Origin of the sequence: Cellulosimicrobium sp. 22598 (genome assembly GCF_052044445.1) — a bacterium.
GTDB classification, from domain to species: domain Bacteria; phylum Actinomycetota; class Actinomycetes; order Actinomycetales; family Cellulomonadaceae; genus Cellulosimicrobium; species Cellulosimicrobium cellulans_G.
This window is the reverse complement of record NZ_JBQEMZ010000045.1, coordinates 1-1248: the sequence shown is the minus strand read 5'-3', so window position 1 is coordinate 1248 and position 1248 is coordinate 1. Positions and strand designations below refer to the sequence as shown.

The following is a 1248-nucleotide window of genomic DNA, read 5'->3' as shown; positions in this document are numbered from 1 at the left end:
GTCGCGCATGTAGGAGCGCATGGCGGCCAGGCGGCGTAGGACGCGTTCGACGGGGGCGGTGTCGCCGGCGGTGAAGAGTCCGGCGAGGTATTCCAGGGGGATGCGTAGCTTCGAGATGGCGGCGAACAGGGTGCGTCCGTCTTCTCCGTCGTTGCCGGAGGCGGTGATGACGTCGACGACGGGGGACAGGGGTGGGATGTACCAGACCATGGGCAGGGTGCGGTACTCGGGGTGCAGGGGGAGGGCGACCTCGTAGCGGGTGATGAGGTCCCAGATGGGGGAGTGTTGGGCGGCGGTGATCCAGTCCTCGGGGATGCCCTCTTGTCGTGCGGCGGCGATGACCTGGGGGTCGTTCGGGTCGAGGAAGACGGCGCGTTGGGCGGCGAGGAGGTCGTGCTCGTCCTGGACGACGGCGGCTTGGGTGACCTTGTCGGCGTCGTACAGGACGAGGCCGAGGTAGCGCAGGCGTCCGACGCAGGTCTCGGAGCACACGGTGGGCAGGCCGACCTCGATGCGGGGGTAGCACAGGGTGCATTTCTCGGCTTTGCCGGTCTTGTGGTTGAAGTAGACCTTCTTGTAGGGGCAGCCGGTGACGCACATGCGCCAACCCCTGCACTGGTCCTGGTCCACGAGGACGATGCCGTCCTCGGCCCGCTTGTACATGGCGCCTGAGGGGCAGGACGCGACGCAGGCGGGGTTGAGGCAGTGTTCGCAGATGCGGGGCAGGTAGAACATGAACGTCTTGTCGAGCTCGGTCGCGACGTGCTCGGACATGTGCTGCAGGACCGGGTCGTCGGCCATGGTGGTGGTGGAGCCGGCGAGGTCGTCGTCCCAGTTCGCCGACCAGGAGATGGTCATGTCCTTGCCCGTGAGCAGCGACGTGGGGCGTGCGACGGGGGTGTGGGGGCCCTGGGGGGCCGACAGGAGCATGTCGTACTCGTACGTCCACGGTTCGTAGTAGTCGTGGATGGAGGGCAGGACGGGGTTGGAGAAGATCGTGGCGAGCTTCTTCAACCGGCCCCCGGCGCGCAGCTTCAGCTTGCCCTTCGTGGTGCGGACCCAGCCGCCCTGCCAGCGGTCCTGGTCCTGGTAGGTGCGCGGGTACCCCAGCCCGGGACGGGTCTCGACGTTGTTGAACCACACGTACTCGACCCCGGTCCGGTTCGTCCAGGCCTGCTTGCACGTGACCGAGCACGTGTGACACCCGATGCACTTGTCCAGGTTCATCACCATCGACATCTGCGCCAT

1 protein-coding gene is annotated in these 1248 nt (G+C 67.0%); it reads right to left on the bottom strand.

Annotated elements, in window-relative coordinates; genetic code table 11:
* On the bottom strand, positions 1–1248 hold a 1248-nt coding region (narH, locus tag ACTJIY_RS20805), incomplete at both ends, for a nitrate reductase subunit beta (RefSeq protein WP_440697264.1).